The sequence below is a fragment of the Edaphosphingomonas laterariae genome (assembly GCF_900188165.1).
In the GTDB taxonomy this organism is placed as follows: Bacteria; Pseudomonadota; Alphaproteobacteria; order Sphingomonadales; family Sphingomonadaceae; genus Sphingomonas_E; species Sphingomonas_E laterariae.
Genome location: NZ_FZOS01000001.1, coordinates 193,330 through 213,167 on the forward strand (window position 1 = coordinate 193,330; position 19,838 = coordinate 213,167).

Here is a 19,838-nt window from a genome sequence, read left to right on the forward strand (position 1 = left end):
GTTCGCATCTGCGGTGGGAGCCATTCCAGCCCCCACCGCAGGCGATCCGCATCAATCGCGCGTCATGTTGTCAGACGACGCGAAGCGCCTGTCTGGCCGTCATCGAGCGCCGGCCCGCAGCTTCCTCGACCGTGAAACGGCTTGCCTCGGCGCTGAGTGAAGCGACTTCCGACGCAAGGTTGCGCGCCGCTGCCGAGCTTTCCTCGACCATCGCCGCATTCTGCTGGGTTGCGCGATCCATGGCGCCGATGGCCTGCGATATTTCCGAGATCGCAGAGGATTGCGCCCGATTGTCGTCGGCCATGCCGGCAAGCAGGGCATGAACCTGCCCCACGTCCGTCACGATATCGGCCAACGCACTGTCGACCCGCGTCACGGCATGAACGGCCGCGCCGATATCCTCCTGCGTCGCGGTCAGTTGCTCGCGCGCCCGCTTCGCCTCTTCCTCCGACCGCATGGCCAGTGCCGATACAAGGTCGGCCACCACGGCGAAGCCCCGCCCCGCCTCTCCGGCCCGGCCAGCTTCCACGGCCGCGTTCATCGCCAGCACGCGGGTCTGGAAAGCGATCTTGTCCAACCCCTCGATAACGGTGTCGATCCCCTTCGCACCTTCCGAAACGCGGCCCATCGTCCGCACCGCGTCGTCAGCGATCTCGCGCCCCACCTGAACGACGCCGATCGTCCCATTGGCGCGTTCGACGGTGGTCGCGGCGGCATCGGCGGTTCTTTTCAGCCGCTCATCCATCTGCGTGACGGCGGCGGTGGTTTCCTCAAGGCTCGCCGCATTCGCTTCCGTCCGGCGCGCAAGGTCCTCCGACGCACGGGCGATTTCGATCGATCCCGTATCGATCGTCTGCGCACTCGTCCTGACCGAACCGATCAGATCGCGGAGCGACTCCAGCGCCGCGTTGAAATTGGCCCGAAGTTCGGCATAGCTCGCAGGATAGTCCTCGGTGATCTCCGCCGTCAGGTCGCCCTGCGCCAGCCGCTTCAGATTATCCGTCATGCCGCGCACGATTGCGGAATTGCGTTCGGCTTCGACGTTGAGGTCGATCTGTTTGCGCGCATTGTCACGAAAGGTGAACATCGCCTTGGTCATCCGGCCCACGCAATCGCGAAATTCGGTGTGGGCGATCGGGCTCTGCAAATCACCGGCGGCCAGCGCCTCCATGCGAACGACGGTCGTGACATAAGGCGTTGCAATGGCCGAGCGGAACCATGCCCCCAGCACGATCGCGAGCAGGGTGGCGATGACGCCGCAGGTGATGCCCGCTACTGGCCCGCCCAGGACCAGGCTCATTGGTTCGATTGCCGTGATAGCCGCCATTATCCCAAACGCGATCAGCAGCTTCAGCCGGATCGGTGCCGTGGCAGTAAACCAGTTCATGTGATTGTCCTGTTTGGTGTCGCCTGTCGGAGACGCCATGGCCCGTCTGGTCACCGATCGGCGGATTGCGCGCTTCGGGCGTCCCGGCAACACGGACGCGTAAGGATACGGCGGTCGAGGACTCAGCGACCGCACCACGAGCAAAAAAGACAATCAGCTTTACTATCGGCACCCTGACGGGTGGCCCCCCAATTGCCCTTATAGACGCCACGCGGCTGCGATGGCTTTTCGCGCAAATTTTTGTGATCACAGCCTAAAAGAGGACTCTGCGGGCCTGCGCTACACGGCACTTGCAGCAGCCCGATCGCGCCGGCTGGCTCCCATATTCTCGATGCATATCATCGACACGTCGCTTCACGGCATGCTAGCCGTCAGCGATAAGGCATAAGGAGCGCACGCATGAAGGCGACACCCGAACAGGTTCGTCAAGGGCTTGAAAACTATATCCGGGCATGGGCAACGGGCGACAAGCAGTTGCTGCTCGATACCTTCGCCGAAGATGGCGTGCTGGAGGATCCCGTCGGCACCCCGCCCTTTTCGGGGCGCGCCAACATCGCGCGTTTCTGGGATTTTGCCCGCGCCGATCCCAACCGCCAGGTTACGCCGGTGCTGGAAGAAATCCGTGCTTGTGGCGATCAGGGCATATTGCGCTTCACCATGCAGGTGCGCGTGCCTTCGCAAAATGCCGGGCTCGACCTTTCGATCATCGAGCACGCCCAGTTCAATTCGGAAGGCAAGCTTTGCCATCTCCGCGCCTTCTGGGACGAAAATTCGGTGAAGCAGCCGGCCGGGATGGATCTGTTCACCCCCAATATCGAGGAAGCCTATCAGGCCTGAGGTTCAAGAGGGGGCGTTCACGCCCCCTTCCCTTCGCGTCAACCTTGGGTTAGTTGACGTGCCCGTAAAGCACGGGAGAGGGAAATGACCATCAGTTTCGAAGGGCGCGTTGCGATTGTCACGGGCGCGGGCGGCGGCATCGGTCGCGGTTATGCGCTGGAACTGGCCAAGCGCGGCGCCAAGGTGGTGGTCAACGATCTCGGCGGCGCCCGCGACGGCACCGGCACCTCGGATGCCGCGCAAAAGGTGGTGGAAGAAATCCTCGCTGCCGGCGGCACGGCCATGGCCAATGGCGGCAACGTCACCGATGCCGCGCAGATGGAAGAAATGGTCGCCCGCGCCAAGGAAGTCTGGGGCGGCGTCCATATCCTGATCAACAATGCCGGCATCCTGCGCGACAAGAGCTTCGCGAAGATGACGATGGACGAGTTCCGCCTCGTCGTCGAAGTGCATCTCAACGGCTCGGCCAATGTCACCAAGGCCGTGTGGGACGTGATGCGCGAACAGAATTATGGCCGCATCCTGATGACGGCATCGTCGACCGGCCTTTATGGCAATTTCGGCCAGGCCAATTATGGCGCGGCCAAGCTCGGGCTGGCGGGCCTTACCAAGACGCTCCATCTCGAAGGCGCGAAATATAATGTTCGCGTGAACACGATCGCCCCGGTCGCCGCGACGCGGATGACCGAAGATATCCTGCCGCCCGAATTCCTTGCCGTGTTCGCGCCGGAAAAGATCGCGCCCGCCGCCCTCTATCTGGTGTCCGAAGATGCGCCGTCCAACATGATCGTCAGCGCTGGCGGCGGGGTTGTCCAAGCCGCCTATATCACGCTTACGCAAGGCGCAGTGCTCGCCCCCGATCAGCTAACGCCCGAAGGCGTCGCCGCGGCGTGGGACCAGATCGTCGATCGCAGCGGCGAAATCGTTCCGCAAAACGGCCTCGAACAGTCGATGCTGATCGCCTCGCTGCTCCAGAAGGCAGCGGGCTGATCCGCCTTACTGTATTGCATCACCACCACACATAGGTTTACACTGCCCGCCGGAAAGTGGGAGCTAACCTACATGTATACCGACGGGGATATCGACAGCGCGGTGCGGGCCGGCATCATGCCGCCCGCAACCGCATCGGCCTTCCGCGATTTCGTCGCCGGGCAGCGCCACGCGCCGCTCGTCGACGAAGAACATTTCCGTCTCATCACGGGCTTCAACGACATCTTCGTGACGATCGCGGCGGTACTGCTGCTCGTCGCGGTGGCGTGGATCGGCAATGCCGTGCCCGTCCCCCGCATCCCGGAAGGCCCCAACGCCCTCAGCCCTGCCCTTGTCGCGGCGACGGCCTGGGGCCTTGCCGAATATTTCACGCGCCGCCGGCGCATGGCGCTGCCGAGCATCCTGCTGCTCCTGGCTTTCTCGATCGGAACCTTCCTCGCACTGGCCTTCGCGATCGGAACATTGCTGCCGATGCCTGCCGAGGGCGCCGACCGGACGGTTGCGCTGGTGGGCGCCTTCGCCGCAGCGCTCACAGCCTTTGCCACCTGGCTTCACTGGCGCCGTTTCCATGTGCCGATCACCGTCGCGGCTGGCACGCTGGCCGGCGTCGCGCTCGCCATCGCGCTGCTGCTCGCCGCGATGCCGATCGCCGGCGGCGCGCTCTATGCCGTGCTATTGATGGCGGGTCTCGCCGTCTTCGCCTTCGCGATGCACTGGGACATGAGCGATCCGACCCGCACCACCCGCCGGGCAGACGTGGCCTTCTGGCTCCACCTCCTCGCCGCGCCATTGATCGTCCATCCCATATTCGCCTTGCTCGGCCTGCTCGATGGCGGCGCGTCGATCGGCGAAGCCGGCGTCGTCATCGCGCTCTACGTCGCGATGGGGCTGGTCGCGATCGCGGTCGACCGCCGCGCGCTTCTCGTCTCGGCGCTGGCTTATGTGCTCTACGCGCTGAGTACCCTGTTCCGGGAATTCGGTGCGGTCAGCCTCAACATCGCGCTCACTGCCCTCGTCATCGGCTCGGCGCTGTTGCTGCTGTCGGCGTTCTGGAGCGCAGTGCGGAACTCGGTCCTCGAGGTCGTGCCGCCAACGCTGCGCCAGCGCCTGCCGCACGGCAACCGGCCCGCAGACACCGCATCAGCCTGATATTGGAAAGGGGTTTGCCGGGCGGGCCACATTGGCTCGCCCGCCCCACCGTCGGCTCTATTCCCTGACGAGCTTGAGCAGGCGCCGTTCGATGGGCGCGAGCAGTGGCGACAGTTCGTGCCCCCGCTTCAGCACCGCGCCATGTTCCCCAATCAACGCCCACATGCCCTGGCGATGGCGCAAGGCGGGGCGCTTCTCGATCCGATATTCGGGTCGCTCCGCCGCGCGGCGGAAGGCGCAGAACAGGGCCACCTCGCGCTCAAGCGCGATCGCGTAATCGCGCCAGTGGCCCGCGGCCACCATGCGGCCGTAGAGATCCAGAATGCGCATCAATTCCTGACGGTCGAACCCGACCTGGGTGGGCCGCGCCGCATGAGCGGGGAACGGCGTGACGACGCTCATCAGGCGCAGTCGCGCTCCGTATCGGCATTCGGACTGGCGTCCCGCTTCTCGATCAGCTCTGCCAGTTTGGTGCGCAGCGATTCCACCTCGCACTTGAGCATCTCAAGCTGCTGGGTGGCCGGATCGAAACGTTCCGAACAGGGCGTGCCATAAGGCACGAAGCTCTTCTGATAGTCCGCCGCCTCCACAAGCGTCGGCCGCGCCGGGATGCCGACCATCGACGCGCCTTCCGGCACATCCTTGGTAACAACCGCATTGGCGCCGATGCGCGAACGCTTGCCCACGATGATCGGCCCCAGCACCTGCGCGCCCGAACCAATGATCGCATCATCCTCGATGGTGGGATGGCGCTTGCCCGGCACCCCGTTGGCGGGGTTGGTGCCGCCCAGCGTGACGCATTGATACATGGTGACGTTGTCGCCGATGATGGCGGTTTCGCCAATCACGCTGAAGCCATGGTCGATGAAGAAATGCCGGCCGATCTGCGCGCCGGGATGGATGTCGATCGCGGTAAGGAAGCGCGACAGATGGTTGACCGCGCGTGCGAGGAAATAGAGTTCGCCCTTGAACAGCCAATGCGCAATGCGGTGGAAACCGACCGCCCAGACACCCGGATAAAGCAGGATTTCCCAGCGCGTGCGCGGCGCGGGATCGCGCGCCTTGATCGAGTCGAGATAGTCGACGAGCGCGTCGAGCATGGAATATCCCCAGGTCGGTTCTGTCTATTGGGCCCGAATGTAGGCCCGCGACCCGGGGATTTCCAGTGTCATGGTCAGACGGCGGTTGCGTGGACCGTGGCAACCGCCTTGATGATGGCGCCGACGCGCGCGGCCGTCTGGATCACTTCGGTCGCGACGCCATGGCCGCGTAGCACCTTTTCGTGGCTGTCGATGCACATGCCGCAACCGTTCATCGCGCTGACGGCGAGGCTGAACAGCTCGAAATCGTCCTTTTCGATGCCGGGCGAACCGATCACGTTCATCCGCAACTTGGCCGGCAAGGTGCCATATTCCTTGTTCGAGGCGAGGTGAACGAAGCGATAATAGACATTGTTCATCGCCATCACCGCCGCCGCCGCGCGCGCCGCATTGGCCGCTTCCGGCGAAAGCTTGCCTTCGGCTTCGGCTTCGGCCGCGTCGACCAGCGGCTTGTAGCCCGAGCCGTGGGCGCAGGTGAGCAGCAGGCCATATTTGCGCTGGTCACCCAGCGTCTGATCGTTGAGCAGCGATCCGACGTTGAGCCGGATATCCTTGGCATAATCGGGCAGCGTATCGGCAAAGGCCTTGAGCGACATTGGGAACTCCTGGCTCGAACACATCACAGGTCAAATAAAAGGGCGCGGAAGGGCGAACCCCTCCGCGCCCGGTTGCCGCGCGCCATCAAGCAGCGCGGCAGGCGGCAGCCCTGAGGGGGGATCAGGCCGCCGGCTTCAGAACCTCTTCACCGGCCTGCCAGTTGCAGGGGCACAGTTCGTCGGTCTGCAGCGCGTCGAGGACGCGGATCGCCTCGGCCGGGTTGCGGCCCTGGTTGAGGCCGTTCACGGTGACGTGCTGGATCACATTGTGCGGATCGACGATGAAGGTGGCGCGGAGCGCGACGCCGGCGTTCTGCTCGACGATGCCGAGCGCGTTGGCCAGTTCCTTCTTGTTGTCGGCGATCCACGGGAAATCGCAGTTCGCGAGACGCTCGTCAGACTTGCGCCACGCGAAGTGAACGAAATCGGTGTCGGTCGACGCGCCGATCAGCACCGCGTCACGATCGGCGAGATCCTTCACGAGTTCGCCATAACCGATGATTTCGGTCGGGCAGATGAAGGTGAAGTCCTTCGGCCAGAAGAACACGACCTTCCACTTTCCGTCGGTCTTCGACAGGTCGATCGTCTCGCCGGCCGGAAGCGCGCCCACGCCCTGCTGGACGGGAACGGTGATGCCGGGAAACTGATCGCCAACGGTGAGGGCCATGCGGGAAACTCCTTCGAGTGGTTGAGAAACTTGCGAGGGCGGATATGCGGGGCTGGATAAAAAAGGGCCAATTGATTATTTGAGGTCCATTGATCGACTGAGGCGATGAATGAGCACCTATCTCCCCACTCTCAAACAGCTCCAATATCTCGTCGCGCTGCGCGACCATGGACATTTCGGCCGCGCGGCGGAAGCCTGCTTCGTCACGCAGTCGACACTTTCCGCCGGATTGCGCGAACTCGAGTCCCTGATCGGCATCATGCTCGTCGAACGAACCCGGCGCGTGGTGCGCTTCACGCCGCTCGGCCTGCGTATCGCCGAAAAGGCGCAGCGCGTGCTGCGCGAGGCCGAGGAACTTGCCGATCTGGCGCGCGCCGCCGGCAAGCCGTTGTCGGGCGAACTGCGCATGGGCGTTATCCCGACAATCGCGCCCTTCCTGCTCCCCCGCATCCTGCCCCGCTTCCGCACCGAATGGCCGGACCTCAAGCTCTATCTGCGTGAGGAGACGACCAGCGCGGCCTGCGATTCGCTCCATCGCGGCCATGTCGACTGCGTGCTGCTGGCATTGCCTTATCATTGCGGGGACATCGAGCATGCCGATCTGTTCGACGACCGCCTGTTCGTCGCGTTCCCGGACGGCGAGGCCCCGGCCAAGAGCGAAACCGTGAAGGCCGACGCCATCGATGAGAGGCGGCTGCTGCTGCTCGAGGACGGACACTGCCTGAAGGACCACGCACTCGCCGCCTGCAACCGCCCCGAATTGCGGGCGGAGGCGGCCATGCTCGGAACCTCGCTCCATACTCTCGTCCAGATGGTCGATAATGGCCTGGGCGTGACGCTGTTGCCCGAAATGGCGATCAAGGCCGGGATCCTCGACAATACGCGGATTTCCGCCCGGCCGCTCGACGCGGCCCATCCGGCGCGGCGAATCGCCCTCGTCTGGCGCAAGGGCAGCCCGCGCGAAAAAGAGTTCAGGATGCTCGCCGACGCCCTGTCGAAAAGTCACGACAGCTGATGGACTTGCCGGGTGGTCGGCACCAACGCATGGCCCGCATTGTTGCGATTGACTTGCAATAGCGGAGATGCTTTCCTCTTCTCATTCGAGACCGGGAGAGGAAAGCATGTCCGATCATATCGTCGATCCCATCGATATCCTGCCTCACCCGGCGCCCGCCGACGATCATAGCCGGCTGCTTCTGTTCACGATGCGGAGGGTCGCGGCCCATGGCTTGGACGACGCACATGCCGCCCATGCCATGCTGTGCAGCTTCGGCATGAGCTTCCGCCGCCCACTCGTGCTGCTGCGGGCGTTGATGGCGGAAGCGTCCCGCGTTTCAAGCCGGCGTATCCTGGTGGCCCCCTGCTGCTGTCCACGGATGACGACATCCGAAGCGAATCTGCTGAGCGCGGTCGCCGCCGCCCGCCACGATCCGCACGGTGCGCATCGCCTGCTGACCGAGGTGCTGGGCATCGCCGACTGCCTTGGCACGCTCAGCAGCGCTCAGGCGCTGGCGCAGGCCTTTGAAGACCTCGCCAAGCCGCTCCCCTCGCCCGCCTGAAATCGCCCGTCAGGCGGTTTCGGTCGAAGGCTCGGTTCCCGCCGTGCCGATCGACGCATCGATCAGGCCCGCGCGCATCATCAGCCAGAACAGGATGATGCCGGGCAATGCGAGTGCGGTGGTGAGAAGATAGAAATTCACATAGCCCATCGCGTCGATGATCGCGCCGGCGGTGGTTCCCGTCAGCACACGGCCGACGACGCTCGCCGCCGCGGAAATCAGGGCATATTGGGCCGCCGTGAAGCGGAGATCGCACAGCGCCGAGAAATAGGCGACGACGCAGACACCGCCGACGCCGCTGGCGAAGTTTTCGAACCCGATCGCGCCCGCCATGCCGATATTGGAATGGCCAGCCGCCGCCAAAAGCGCGAAGCTGAAATTGGACACGCCCATCAGCACGAGGCTGAACAACACCGAACGCTTGAGGCCGAGGCGGGTATAGAGAATGCCGCCGACGAAGATACCGAGCAGCAGCGCCCAGAAGCCGACGCCGATATCATAGATCGCGATTTCGTCGTTGGTGTAGCCAAGATCGTTGAACAGCAGCCGCAACGTAAGATTGGCGAGCGTATCGCCGATCTTGTGGACGAGGATGAACAGGAGCACGAGCAGCGCGCCCGACCGCTGGAAAAACTCCACAAACGGGCCCACCACCGCCTTGCCGAGCGATGCCAGCGATTTGCGGCCGGCAATCTCGCGGTGGCGCTTCGGTTCGCCCAGCACCAGCGCGACGATCATCGCCGGCAATGCGAAGCCGGCGCAGGCCATGTAGGCGGCTTCCCACCCCATCCGGGCCGCGACCACCAGCGCCAGCGCGCCGGCGGCGGCCGAGCCGATCCGCCAGCCATATTGGGACATGCCGGCGCCGATGCCGAGCTGCCTGGGTTCGAGCTGTTCGATCCGATAGGCGTCAATCACGATGTCATAGGTCGCGCCCGCCACGCCGACGAGAATGGCGGCGACCGCCGTCGCGTAGATATCCGCCGCCGGATCGACCAGCGCGAGGTTGAAGACGGCAGCGATCACCATGACGCCCGCCACAAGCATCCACGAAACGCGCTGGCCCAGCCTGCCGATCACCGGCAGGCGCACGCCTTCCACCACCCAGGCCCACAGAAATTTGAGGTTATAGGCAAGGAAGACGAGCGCGAAGGTCGTCACGCTTTTCTTGTCGATGCCATCCTGCGCGAGCCGCGTGATGAGCGTCGCGCCGATCATCGCGTAGGGAAAGCCGGATGACATGCCGAGGAAAAGCGCGGCCAGTGGCGCACGTTCGAGATAGGGCTGAATCGAAGCGAGCAGGCCGGAACGCGGCGAGGTGATATCCGTCATCGCGGCGATGATAACGCCCCGGACGGGATCGAAAAGCGCTTTCAGCCTTCGGCGTCGAACAAGGCCAATCCGGCGGGCAGGCGTTTGGGCGTGGCGCCGCGCAGCCGCTCCTCCACCACGCGGATCGCCGCGCGCAAAGTCCGCGTCGAATGCGGCTTAGCCAGGCAGCCGATCGCCAGCGCTCGCGCTTCGGCCGGGCACGTCGCTGTCACGATGAGAACGGGTACGCCCCGTTCAAGCGCCACGCGGGCGACATCCATGCCGTTATCGCCCCCCGCCAGCCGGACATCGACCAATGCGAGGTCGACCAATCCATCGCGCAAGGCGGCCGTGGCAGCCGCAACGCGATCCACCGTCGCGACAATATGATAGCCGGCTTCGACGAGGGCATGTTCGTTGTCGAACGCGACCAACGGCTCATCTTCGACAATCAGCAGCCGCTTAATCACGCGATCCTTTTCGCCGAAGCGCATCGTGCCTGAAACTCCCTCTTGCACGATTATAATGACGCTTGATCTGCAAATGTTCCCTGCCGGGGCATCGTGATGGGGGTTGACGCTATGTCGCTTTCTGTCAACGAGTGGCCGCTTTCCTGCATATGGAGAGATTGGTGGCGAAGCGCCTCACTTGGTACATCCTTATCGCCATGGTCGCGGGCATCGCCGTGGGCCTGGCCATCAACGCCATGGTGCCGGACAAGGCCCAGGTCGCCACAATCACCGGCTATTTTTCCATCATCACCGATGTATTCCTGCGCCTGATCAAGATGATCATCGCGCCGCTGGTGTTTTCGACGCTGGTCGCGGGCATCGCGCATATGGGCGATACCGCCGCGCTCGGCCGTGTGGGCGCGAGGACGATCGCCTGGTTCATCTGCGCCAGCCTGGTTTCGCTGACGCTCGGCCTGATCCTGGTCAACATCTTCCAGCCGGGCGCGGGCCTTGCCCTGCCGCTGCCCGACGTCACCGCCGCCAGCGGCGTCGAGAAGGGCGCCTTCACCCTGAAGGATTTCGTGACGCACCTCGTGCCGAAATCGATCTTCGAGGCGATGGCGACCAACGAGATCCTGCAGATCGTCGTCTTCTCGGTCTTCACCGGCGTCGCCATCACCGCCATCGGCGAAAAGGCCGCGCCGCTGGTGAAGGGCATCGAGGCGCTGGTGCAGGTGATGCTGCAGATCACCGATTATGTGATGCGCTTCGCTCCCTTCGCGGTCTTTGCGGCGGTCACCAGCGCGCTGGCCAAGGAAGGCGCGTCGATCCTCGTCACCTTCGGCTACTTCATGGGTGGCTTCTATATCGCGCTGATCCTGCTGTGGGCGCTGCTGCTGCTGGCAGCCTTCCTGATCGTCGGCGGGCGCGCGAAACTGCTGTTCAAATATATCCGCGATCCGATCCTGCTCGCCTTCTCCACCGCATCGTCGGAAGCCGCCTTCCCCCGCACGCTGGAGGCGCTTGATCGCTTCGGCGTGCCGCGCCGGATTGCCAGCTTCGTCCTGCCGCTCGGCTATTCGTTCAACCTCGACGGCACGATGATGTACTGCACCTTCGCGACGATGTTCATCGCGCAGGCCTATGGCATCGACATGTCGTTCGGCGAGCAGGTGACGATGCTGCTGCTGCTGATGGTCACGTCGAAGGGCGTTGCCGGCGTGCCACGCGCCAGCCTTGTCGTGATCGCGTCCACCCTGGCCTTCTTCAAGATCCCGGAGGCGGGCTTGCTGCTGATCCTCGCGGTCGATCACTTCCTGGATATGGGCCGGTCGGCGACCAACGTCGTCGGCAACGCCGTTGCCAGCGTGGTTGTGGCCAAATGGGAGAAAGCGATCGAGGTCATCGAATCGCCGATCATCGAGGCCGCCAAGTCCCCCAGCAACACGCCGCACCATGGCACGCGGGGGCTTGATATCGATCCCGAAGCGAACAGCTGAGCCCGATCGAGCGCCGGCACGCTGGCCTCCGCACGGAAACAGGGTTAGGGGAGCGCGATGCGACCTCCCCGCCCTCCCCGTGACGCCGGCGACAAGCCGACGCGCCCCAAAAGCCCTTCGGCCACCGCCCGCGATGCCCGCCGTGCCGCCCAGCACGCGCAACGCTCGGGCAAGCCACAGGCACCTGCAGCAGCAGCGGCAGCCGCCGAGGCAAAGCCCGCGCGGCGCGGCGCCGGCCGCATGGCCCGCCCGGCCGTCGCCGCGAAGCCCACCGTGCCCGTCGCACCCGGCGAAGGCGAGCGGATCGCCAAATTGCTTGCGCGCGCGGGCGTTGCATCCCGCCGCGAGATAGAGCGCATGATCGCCGAACGGCGGATCGCGATCGGCGACGTTCCCGTGGAAACGCCGGCGACGATCTTGAAATCGCTCTCCGGCGTAACCGTCGACGGCCAGCCCGTCGCCCGGCCGGAGCCCACCCGCCTGTTCCGCTTCCACAAGCCGACGGGCGTTCTGACGGCCGAGCGCGACCCCAAGGGCCGGCCGACGATCTACGATCGGCTGCCGCGTGATTTGCCGCGCGTGATGCCGGTCGGCCGGCTCGATCTCAACACCGAAGGGCTCCTGCTGCTCACCACCGATGGCGGATTGAAGCGGCAGCTGGAGCTTCCGGCTACGGGCGTCGAACGCACCTATCGCGCCCGCGTGTTCGGTGAAATCAGCCAGGCGATGCTGGAGGATCTGATCGAAGGCGTCGAGATCGATGGCGTCCGCTATGGATCGATCGATGCCAATCTCGAACGGCGCACGGGCCGCAACGCCTGGGTCGAAATGAGGCTGCGCGAAGGCAAGAACCGCGAGGTTCGCCGCGTGCTCGAACATCTCGGCCTGCAGGTCAGCCGCCTCATCCGAACAAGCTATGGCCCGTTCAAGCTGGCCGACATTCCCGTCGGCCAGATCGACGAAGTGCTGCAGCACGATCTCGTCAATTTCCGCAAGACGTTGAAATAAGCCATGCGCATCATTGCAGGCCAATGGCGGGGCCGCACCATCGCCGCCCCCGCCGGCGATTCCACCCGTCCCACGAGCGACCGCACCCGCGAGGCGCTATTTTCGATGCTGGCCAGCCGGCTGGGAAGTTTCGAAGGGCTACGCGTCGCCGATTTCTTTGCGGGCTCGGGGGCGCTGGGGCTGGAAGCCATGTCGCGGGGCGCCGGCGAGGCCACGTTCGTCGAACAGGATCGCAAGGCGGCGGACGTGCTGCGCGCCAACGCGGCCAGGCTGGGCGCCAAGGTCGATGTGCGGGCGCAGGCCGTGGCGACGCTCGGCCCCTGCAGCCAGCCGCACGATTTGCTGATGTTCGACCCGCCTTATGCCAGTGGCGGGGCCGGCGCGCTTCTGGAACGGCTGACCCGGCTTGGCTGGGCGGCGCCGACGGCCTGGGCAAGCGTCGAGACCGCGCGGGATGAGGTGGTGACCGCCGGCGGATGGACCGTGGATGCCGAACGCATCCACGGCAAGGCCAAGCTTACTCTGCTGCGTCGCGACGCAGCGGAATAAGCGCGATCAGGCTGATCAGCGCCGCGGCGGAAAGGTAGAGCCCGACCGGCGCCAGCCCATGCCGCTCGGAAAGGGTCTGCGCCAGAGCCGGCGTCAGCCCGCCGCCGATGATGCCGCCGAGGTTGAACGCCATCGACGCCCCGGTGTAGCGCACCCGCGCCGGGAACAGGCCGGGCAGCCATCCCCCCAACGGCCCATAGACGAAGCCCATCACCCATAGGGCCAGCGCAAGGAAGCCGCCGACCAGCCACAGGCTTCCGCCGCCGAACATCGGCGCCATCAGGAAGCCAAGGGCAATGGTGGCCACGCAACCGCCCATCAGCACGCGCCGGGCATCCAGCATGTCGGCCAGCCATGCTGCCGCCACGATCCCGGCGGCCATGAACAGGATGGCGATCAGCTGCACGCCCAGAAATGTCTCGCGCGCATAGCCGAGCGTGGTCGTGCCATATCCGAGCGCAAAGGCCGTCGCGAGGTAGAAGATAGCGAAACAGGCCACCACGGCGAAGGTGCCGCCGATCGTCTCCACCGGATGCTTGCGCAGCAGTTCGAGGATCGGAACCTGCGGCGGCGGCGCTTCCTTCAACGATGCCGTGAAGGCCGGCGTCTCGGTCAGTTTCAGGCGAACCCACAGGCCGAGCGCAACGAGCACGGCACTCGCCAGAAAGGGAATGCGCCAGCCCCAATCCCGGAATTGATCGGGCGTCAGGAACAGGCCGAGCAACAGAAACAGACCATTGGCCGCGATGAAACCGACCGGCGCGCCAAGCTGGGGCGCCATGCCGAAACGCGCCCGCCAGCCCGGCGGCGCATTTTCCACCGCCAGCAAGGCTGCGCCGCCCCACTCGCCACCCAATCCGAAGCCCTGGCCGAAGCGCAGCAGGCACAGCAATGCGGGCGCGACCCACCCGATCATCTGATAGGTGGGCAGGAAAGCGATCGCCATCGTCGATCCGCCCATGATCAGCAGCGATGCGACCAGCGTGGATTTGCGACCGATGCGATCGCCGAAATGGCCGAAGGCAACGGCCCCGACGGGCCGGGCGATGAACGCGACGGCAAGGCTGGCAAAAGCCAGAAGCTGCTGCACACCGGGATCGGATGCCGGGAAAAACAGCGGGCCAAACACCAGCGCAGCGGCCGTGGCGTAGATATAGAAGTCGTAAAACTCGACCGCCGTACCGATCAGGCTCGCACCCAGCACACGGCGCGCCGAGGGCGAACCCATCATCATTCCTGTCATTGGCCCGTCCCGATTGAAGTCGGCGGGGATTGCGGCGTGAACCCCGCCGCCGTCAAGCCCCGGGGGCCGGGCGATAGCGCGATCCACTGAACGGCTCGGCTGCCGCCATTAAGCAGAACGGCCCGCCGGCATTGCCGACGAGCCGTTCGCCAATGAATGGACAAATGGTCAGGCGGCAGGCGGATCGCCGGCAAATGCGCGATAGCCAAAGCCGCCAAGAATGCCGCCGATGATCGGCGCCACCCAGAACAGCCACAATTGCTGGAGCGCCAGCCCACCGACCAGCAGCGCGGGCCCGGTGCTGCGGGCGGGATTGACCGAGGTGTTCGTCACCGGGATGCTGATCAGGTGGATCAGCGTAAGCGCCAGGCCGATGGCCAGCGGGGCGAAGCCCGCAGGTGCGCGACGATCGGTGGCGCCCATGATGACGATCAGGAAGCCGAAGGTCAGCACGATCTCGATCGTGATGCCGGCGCCTAGCGAATACCCGCCGGGCGAATGCGCCCCGACGCCGTTGACGGCAAGCCCGGTCGGCCCCAGCTCAAACCCCGGCGCGCCGCTGGCGATCTGCAACAGGATGAAGGCCGCGATGATCGCGCCGACAACCTGGGCGGCGATATAGGGAAGGATGTCCCCCGCCGGAAAGCGCCCGCCCGCCCACAGGCCAAGCGTGACGGCCGGGTTGAAATGCCCGCCCGAAATATGGCCGACGGCATAGGCCATCGTCAGCACGGTCAGGCCAAAGGCCAGGGCCACGCCGGCAAAGCCGATGCCCAGATCGGGGAAAGCGGCGGCCAGCACGGCGCTGCCGCATCCGCCGAATACCAGCCAAAAGGTGCCGATAAGTTCCGCGACGAGTCGTTGCATCAAAGGCATCACAACCCCCATTTCCTTCTTCGGAGACGGGGAAGCTAAAACCCGTTCATTAACCGCGCCATCGGGATTTACCCGCCCCTGCTTATTGCCCCGCGCGCCGCTGTTCCCTAACTGTTCGCATGTGAATCAGCCTCTGCCTCCCCCCTCCGCCGATCCGGCCTATATGCGCGGCCTCAACACGCCGCAGCGCGAAGCGGTGCTCACCACCGAAGGCCCCGTCCTCGTCCTCGCGGGTGCCGGCACCGGCAAGACAGCCGCGTTGACGGCGCGGCTGGCCCATCTTGTCGCGACCCGGAAAGCCTGGCCGTCCGAAATCCTGGCCGTCACCTTCACCAACAAGGCCGCGCGCGAGATGAAGGAGCGCGTGGGCCGAATGCTGGGCGACGCGGTGGAGGGAATGCCGTGGCTCGGCACCTTCCACGCGATCTGCGCCAAGATGCTGCGCCGCCATGCCGAACTGGTCGGCCTGCAATCCAATTTCACCATCCTCGATCCCGACGATCAGTTGCGCCTGTTGAAGCAGTTGATCGCGGCCGCCGGGCTCGACGAAAAACGCTGGACGTCGCGCGCGCTGGCCGGCCTGATCGACCGCTGGAAAAATCGCGGATGGACACCGGCGGATATCGACGCGGGTGAAAGCGAATTGTTCGCCAACGGCCGAGGGCAGGAACTCTACCGCGCCTATCAGGATCGTCTGCGCGCGGTGAACGCGTGCGATTTCGGCGATCTGCTGCTGCATATGCTCGTCATCCTGCGCGGTCATCGCGATGTGCTGGAACATTATCAGCAGCGCTTCCGCTACATCATGGTCGACGAATATCAGGATACCAACAGCGCCCAGTATCTCTGGCTGCGGCTGCTGGCGCAGGCCCGCAAGAACCTCTGCTGCGTCGGCGACGATGACCAGTCGATCTATTCCTGGCGCGGTGCCGAGGTTGCGAACATTCTGCGTTTCGAAAAGGATTTTCCGGGCGCCACGATCATCCGCCTCGAACAAAATTACCGTTCGACGCCGCATATCCTGGCCGCTGCCGGCGGTGTCATCGCGCATAATGGCGGGCGTCTGGGCAAGGAATTGTGGACCGAGGCCGATGTCGGCGAAAAGGTGCGCGTCATCGGCGTCTGGGACGGGCCCGAGGAAGCCCGCCGCGTCGGTGAGGAGATCGAGGCGTTTCAGCGCAGCGGCGGCAAGCTGGACGACGTCGCCATCCTTGTCCGCGCGCAGTTCCAGACGCGCGAGTTCGAGGATCGCTTCATTTCGATCGGCCTGCCCTATCGCATCGTCGGCGGCTTTCGCTTCTACGAACGCGCGGAAATCCGCGATGCCTTGGCCTATCTGCGCGTCATCCACCAGCCGGCGGACGACCTTGCGTTCGAGCGGATCGTCAACACGCCCAAGCGCGGCTTGGGCGACAAGGCGGTCGCGAAGATCCACCAGCTCGCCCGCCTCGAAGGCATTCCCTTGACGCTGGCATCGGCCCGCATTCTCGACACCGACGAACTGACCCCACAGGCACGCCGCGCGCTGGGCGGTTTGATCGGCGACATCGCCCGCTGGCGCGATCGGCTGAACGAGCTGCCCCATGCCGAACTCACCCGGCTGATGCTCGACGAATCCGGCTATACCGCGATGCTTCAGGCCGAGCGGACGGCCGAGGCGTCGGGGCGGCTGGAAAATCTGACCGAACTGGCGCGGGCGATGGAGGATTATGAAACCCTCCCCGCCTTTCTCGAGCATGTCAGCCTTGTGATGGACAATGACGCCGATCGCGACACCGCGAAGGCGACGGTGATGACGATCCACGCCGCCAAGGGGCTGGAATTCGACACCGTGTTCCTTCCGGGCTGGGAGGAAGGCGTGTTCCCGTCACAACGGGCGCTGGACGAAGGCGGTGTCGCCAGTCTCGAGGAAGAACGGCGGCTGGCCTATGTCGCGATCACGCGCGCACGGCGGCAGGCGACGATCCTTCATGCGGCGAACCGCCGGATTTACGGCCAGTGGACATCCTCGATCCCGTCGCGCTTCGTTGCCGAATTGCCGCCCGAGCATGTGGAAAGCGAAACAACGATGGCGGGCGGCGAAAGCCTGTGGCGGGCCCAATGGTCCGAACAGACCGATCCCTTCCACAATGCCGGGCGCGGCGGCGGGCGCGGCCCCGGCTGGCACCGCGCCGCCGCCTCCGGCTACGATCCGACGCCCAAGCGCGTCGTAGAAGTGCGGGCCTCGGCGGCGACCTATGCCGCCAAGCCGCGATCGGACATATCGGTCGGCCAACGCGTGTTCCATACCAAGTTCGGCTATGGCGCGGTTGCCGAAATCGAAGGCAACAAGCTGGAGATCGATTTCGAGCTGTCGGGACGCAAGCGCGTCCTCGACAGCTTCATCTCCCCCGCCTGAGCCTATTCCGGGTTGGCGTCGCCGAAATCGGCGGTGAAGGCCGCATCGACGGGCACGGCCAGCCCGTTGATGCCCGCCGCGCGCCGGCTGGCCAGGAACAATGCCACCTCGGCAATGTGCTGCGGCGCCAGCGATCCGCGATAGACCGGCGCATCGAGCGCATCCGGATCGACCAGCGGCAGCGCATCGGTGACGCCAACCATCGGCGTCAGCACGCTTCCCGGGCATACCGCGTTCACGCGCAGCCCATGCCGCGCATAAGGTTCGGCCAGCGACTTCACGATGCCCAGCAAGGCGTGCTTCGACGCCGAATAGCCGATGGCGGCCGGCAGGCCGAGCAAACCGGCCAATGACGCCGTGACGACGGCAGCACCGCCCGGCCGCAGCACCGGCATCGCCGCTTTCAGGCCCATGAACGTGCCGCGCAGGTTGACGTTCAGCATCCGATCGAACGACGCCATCTGATAGTTTTCGAACGGCCCCCACGCGTCGAGAATGCCGGCATTCAGGAACGCGGCATCGAGCCCGCCGAACCGATCGGCGCATTCGGCGAACAGATCGGCGTTGGACTGTTCCGACGCGATATCGACGGCGATTGCCGCCGCCTTACCGCCTGCCGCGATGATCGCGCTGGCCACCTTCTCCGCGCCGGTAACATTAAGGTCCGCCACGACGACGGTCGCACCCTCCTGCGCGAAGCGGAGCGCCGCCGCCTCGCCGATCCCCGAGGCCCCGCCCGTCACCAAAACCGTCTTGCCGCTGAACATCACCCGCTCCCGATCCATGGACTTGTGTTGCCAATTCCCTGCCCCGCCCGGCTTTTTGGAACATGGTCCAAATGGACGATGCCGCCTCCGCCCCCCGGGATCATCATTTGGGCAAAGCCTATTTCAAGAGAGGAACGAATCGATGAAATTCTCGATCATCTATGAAGCGCAGATGGCGGACCCGTCGCGTGAGTCCGAACGCCGCTGCTTCGAGGAGATCGTCGAGCAAGTGATGCTCGCCGAGGAAATGGGCTTCGACAATGTCTGGGCGGTCGAGCACACCGCGCTCACCCAATATGCCCACATGTCCGCGCCGGAAACCTTCCTGGCCTATATCGCCGGCCGCACGAAGCGCATCGGCATCGGCCATGGCGTCGTCTGCCTTCCGCCGGCGATGAACCACCCGGTGAAGGTGGCCGAGCGCATCGCCACGCTCGACATCCTTTCCGGCGGCCGTGTCCATTTCGGCATGGGCAAGGGCGGCACTCAGCAGGAAGCCGGCACCTTCGGCTATGATCTCGCCGAACTGCAGCCGATGATCGACGAAAGCATGTACCTGATCCCGAAGATCCTGAAGGACGGGCATGTCGAACATGACGGCAAGTACATCAAGATCCCGTCGCGCCCGATCCACCCCAGCCCCGTGCAGGATCCGCACCCGCCGATCTATTATGCCTGCACGCGTGAATCGACGCTTCAGCTGGCCGGCGATCGCGGCATCGGCGCGCTGGTGCTCGGCTTCTCCGGTCCCGAGGAAATCGCCCGCAAGAACGCCATCTATCGCGAGCATTTCAAGAACCGCAAGGCTGAGGATCAGGTCGGTTTCCGCCCGAACGAGCATCTCGCGGCGTTCTGCGCCGCCTGCGTGCTCGACGATCGCGACGAAGCGCGCCGCATCGGCCTGAAGGGCCAGCGCTTCTTCGCCGAGGCGATCTCCTACTGGTATCAGGGCGGTCCGAAGCCCACCGCGCACATCGAATCCGCGGACGATAACGAAGGCGCGCTGGAACAGGCCCGCGAACAGGTTGTCGCCTATATCTCGGAAGAGAAGATCGTCGACGGCGCGGACGCGATGACCAGCAACTACACCGTCGCGCAGGATGCCTATGGCAATGCCGACGATTGCATCCGTTATTGCACGCGCCTGCAGGAAGCCGGTGCGGACGAAGTGCTCTTCCTCTTCCAGATGGGCACCATCCCGCATGCCGCGATCATGGAAACGATCAAGAATATCGGCGAAAAGGTGATCCCGCACTTCCGCGCCAAGGCGGCCGCCGCCATCGCTGCGGAATGATATTGGCCCGGCCCTCTCCCGCACGGGAGGGGGCCGACCGATGCGGCACAAGCCGCCCAAATTGATCTAAAGCGCCGCAGAATGATGGCGCAGCCGGCCGCACTATTGATTTGCGTCATGGCTAACCCCAAGCCTCCCCCTCAAACGGCCCAAGAC

General features: G+C 64.9%; 20 protein-coding genes. 10 read left to right on the top strand and 10 right to left on the bottom strand.

Features of this window, described 5'->3' with window-relative positions; genetic code table 11:
• Positions 1–70 precede the first annotated feature (70 nt).
• Positions 71–1,300 (bottom strand): methyl-accepting chemotaxis protein, encoded by a 1,230-nt coding sequence (locus tag CHB74_RS00805; RefSeq protein ID WP_245842525.1) that lies wholly within the window; start codon positions 1,298–1,300, stop codon positions 71–73.
• 486 nt (positions 1,301–1,786) lie between these two features.
• Between CHB74_RS00805 and CHB74_RS00810 the strand changes: the two genes are divergently transcribed.
• From CHB74_RS00810 to CHB74_RS00820, 3 genes are all read left to right on the top strand, one after another.
• Positions 1,787–2,224: a nuclear transport factor 2 family protein gene (locus tag CHB74_RS00810; RefSeq protein WP_089217698.1), complete on the top strand. Its 438-nt coding sequence runs from the start codon at positions 1,787–1,789 to the stop codon at positions 2,222–2,224.
• An 84-nt stretch (positions 2,225–2,308) separates the two neighbouring features.
• Positions 2,309–3,214, top strand: a complete 906-nt coding sequence (locus tag CHB74_RS00815; RefSeq protein WP_089217699.1) for an SDR family NAD(P)-dependent oxidoreductase — start codon at positions 2,309–2,311, stop codon at positions 3,212–3,214.
• Positions 3,215–3,286: 72 nt separating this feature from the next.
• A complete protein-coding gene (locus CHB74_RS00820) occupies positions 3,287–4,363 on the top strand; it encodes a hypothetical protein (protein WP_089217700.1) in 1,077 nt (358 codons plus the stop codon).
• Positions 4,364–4,420: 57 nt separating this feature from the next.
• Here CHB74_RS00820 and CHB74_RS00825 read toward each other — a convergent pair whose 3' ends face one another.
• The 4 genes from CHB74_RS00825 to CHB74_RS00840 all read right to left on the bottom strand — a co-directional run bounded on the left by CHB74_RS00825 (position 4,421) and on the right by CHB74_RS00840 (position 6,726).
• Positions 4,421–4,765, bottom strand: a complete 345-nt coding sequence (locus tag CHB74_RS00825) for a DUF2794 domain-containing protein (RefSeq protein ID WP_089217701.1) — start codon at positions 4,763–4,765, stop codon at positions 4,421–4,423.
• On the bottom strand, positions 4,765–5,463 hold the full coding sequence (gene epsC / locus CHB74_RS00830) for a serine O-acetyltransferase EpsC (RefSeq protein WP_089217702.1): 699 nt from the start codon (positions 5,461–5,463) through the stop codon (positions 4,765–4,767). The genes CHB74_RS00825 and epsC overlap by 1 nt, the downstream gene beginning before the upstream one ends.
• 74 nt (positions 5,464–5,537) lie before the next feature.
• The gene (gene ahpD, locus CHB74_RS00835; RefSeq protein WP_089217703.1) at positions 5,538–6,059 is read right to left on the bottom strand and encodes an alkylhydroperoxidase, AhpD family; all 522 of its coding nucleotides are present in this window, start codon (positions 6,057–6,059) and stop codon (positions 5,538–5,540) included.
• A 121-nt stretch (positions 6,060–6,180) separates the two neighbouring features.
• Entirely contained in the window at positions 6,181–6,726 is a 546-nt protein-coding gene (locus tag CHB74_RS00840; protein ID WP_089217704.1) for a peroxiredoxin, read from the bottom strand.
• Between the two features lie 109 nt (positions 6,727–6,835).
• Between CHB74_RS00840 and CHB74_RS00845 the strand changes: the two genes are divergently transcribed.
• Both CHB74_RS00845 and CHB74_RS00850 read left to right on the top strand, forming a co-directional pair.
• Complete coding sequence (locus tag CHB74_RS00845) at positions 6,836–7,741, top strand: LysR substrate-binding domain-containing protein (RefSeq protein ID WP_089217705.1); 906 nt, start codon at positions 6,836–6,838, stop codon at positions 7,739–7,741.
• A 106-nt stretch (positions 7,742–7,847) separates the two neighbouring features.
• On the top strand, positions 7,848–8,285 hold the full coding sequence (locus CHB74_RS00850; protein WP_089217706.1) for a DUF6628 family protein: 438 nt from the start codon (positions 7,848–7,850) through the stop codon (positions 8,283–8,285).
• A gap of 9 nt (positions 8,286–8,294) precedes the next feature.
• On the opposite strand, the gene CHB74_RS00855 is transcribed toward CHB74_RS00850, so the two are convergent.
• Together CHB74_RS00855 and CHB74_RS00860 are read right to left on the bottom strand one after the other, a co-directional pair.
• On the bottom strand, positions 8,295–9,617 hold the full coding sequence (locus CHB74_RS00855; protein ID WP_089217707.1) for an AmpG family muropeptide MFS transporter: 1,323 nt from the start codon (positions 9,615–9,617) through the stop codon (positions 8,295–8,297).
• 41 nt (positions 9,618–9,658) lie between these two features.
• Positions 9,659–10,090, bottom strand: coding sequence for a response regulator (locus tag CHB74_RS00860; protein WP_089217708.1), 432 nt, complete (start codon positions 10,088–10,090; stop codon positions 9,659–9,661).
• A 137-nt stretch (positions 10,091–10,227) separates the two neighbouring features.
• Here CHB74_RS00860 and CHB74_RS00865 point away from each other — a divergent pair, with 137 nt between their 5' ends.
• The 3 genes from CHB74_RS00865 to rsmD are packed head-to-tail and all read left to right on the top strand — an operon-like array spanning position 10,228 to position 13,104.
• Positions 10,228–11,547, top strand: coding sequence for a dicarboxylate/amino acid:cation symporter (locus CHB74_RS00865; RefSeq protein ID WP_089217979.1), 1,320 nt, complete (start codon positions 10,228–10,230; stop codon positions 11,545–11,547).
• A gap of 57 nt (positions 11,548–11,604) precedes the next feature.
• A complete protein-coding gene (locus tag CHB74_RS00870) occupies positions 11,605–12,555 on the top strand; it encodes a pseudouridine synthase (RefSeq protein WP_089217709.1) in 951 nt (316 codons plus the stop codon).
• Positions 12,556–12,558: 3 nt separating this feature from the next.
• The gene (gene rsmD / locus CHB74_RS00875) at positions 12,559–13,104 is read left to right on the top strand and encodes a 16S rRNA (guanine(966)-N(2))-methyltransferase RsmD (protein ID WP_089217710.1); all 546 of its coding nucleotides are present in this window, start codon (positions 12,559–12,561) and stop codon (positions 13,102–13,104) included.
• Here rsmD and CHB74_RS00880 read toward each other — a convergent pair.
• Both CHB74_RS00880 and aqpZ read right to left on the bottom strand, forming a co-directional pair.
• Positions 13,073–14,332 (bottom strand): MFS transporter, encoded by a 1,260-nt coding sequence (locus CHB74_RS00880; protein WP_089217980.1) that lies wholly within the window; start codon positions 14,330–14,332, stop codon positions 13,073–13,075. The two genes, rsmD and CHB74_RS00880, sit on opposite strands and share 32 nt — an antisense overlap.
• Positions 14,333–14,515: 183 nt before the next feature.
• On the bottom strand, positions 14,516–15,223 hold the full coding sequence (gene aqpZ / locus CHB74_RS00885; RefSeq protein WP_089217981.1) for an aquaporin Z: 708 nt from the start codon (positions 15,221–15,223) through the stop codon (positions 14,516–14,518).
• 163 nt (positions 15,224–15,386) lie between these two features.
• Here aqpZ and CHB74_RS00890 point away from each other — a divergent pair, with 163 nt between their 5' ends.
• Positions 15,387–17,621, top strand: coding sequence for an ATP-dependent helicase (locus tag CHB74_RS00890; protein ID WP_179220677.1), 2,235 nt, complete (start codon positions 15,387–15,389; stop codon positions 17,619–17,621).
• A gap of 2 nt (positions 17,622–17,623) precedes the next feature.
• Here CHB74_RS00890 and CHB74_RS00895 read toward each other — a convergent pair whose 3' ends face one another.
• Positions 17,624–18,388 carry an SDR family NAD(P)-dependent oxidoreductase gene (locus tag CHB74_RS00895; RefSeq protein WP_089217982.1) on the bottom strand — a complete coding sequence of 255 codons (765 nt, stop codon included), beginning with the start codon at positions 18,386–18,388 and terminating at the stop codon, positions 17,624–17,626.
• 142 nt (positions 18,389–18,530) lie between these two features.
• On the opposite strand from CHB74_RS00895, the gene CHB74_RS00900 reads away from it, so the two are divergent.
• The gene (locus CHB74_RS00900; protein WP_089217712.1) at positions 18,531–19,682 is read left to right on the top strand and encodes an LLM class flavin-dependent oxidoreductase; all 1,152 of its coding nucleotides are present in this window, start codon (positions 18,531–18,533) and stop codon (positions 19,680–19,682) included.
• Positions 19,683–19,838 lie beyond the last annotated feature (156 nt).